1 protein-coding gene is annotated in these 523 nt (G+C 53.2%); it reads right to left on the bottom strand.

Annotation, left to right across the window (positions count from 1 at the left end):
* A partial coding sequence (locus IV91_RS0115170) for an RNA-guided endonuclease InsQ/TnpB family protein (protein ID WP_324603976.1) occupies positions 1-507 on the bottom strand: 507 nt, incomplete at its 3' end.
* Between the last annotated feature and the right edge of the window lie 16 nt (positions 508-523).

Below are 523 nucleotides of genomic sequence, written 5' to 3' on the forward strand. Positions count from 1 at the left end.
ACTTCCTTTCGCACTAGCCGTCATGCCACGGACATACAGGGATTCCATCGCAATCGTTTGGTTCTCGCGAACGATGGAGGTGGTGAGTTTATGCTGCCAGTCCTTGCGGACGTTGGCGGCATGTTCGGTGACGCGACCCACTTTCCAGTAGGCTTTGCGTAAATTATTGGAAACGGGCAACTTTACGCCCTTGGATAATTTCGCATTCCGGCTCAATCCCATCGACACCTTGGCCGCCGCAACCTTTCGGCGGCAAGCGCGTTGGTAACGGCGCTTGCGTTGCTCCAGCACCTGAAGTTTGAGCGGGGTTGCATAGCGCTTTCCGTTTGAACAGACAATCTCGGAAGTATTCAGATCAACGGCTACCTCGCCCTTCACTTTTGGCAAGGGCGAGACTTCTTCTTCGGTCAGGAGCGAAATATAGAATTTGCCACCCGTAGTCCTTGTGACAGTAACCGAAGAAGGCGTCGCCCCTTTGGGAAACGGACGACTCCAGCAAATATCCAAAGGAGTTTCATGCTTG

The organism is Ferrovum myxofaciens, assembly GCF_000735045.1.
Lineage (GTDB): Bacteria > Pseudomonadota > Gammaproteobacteria > Burkholderiales > Ferrovaceae > Ferrovum > Ferrovum myxofaciens.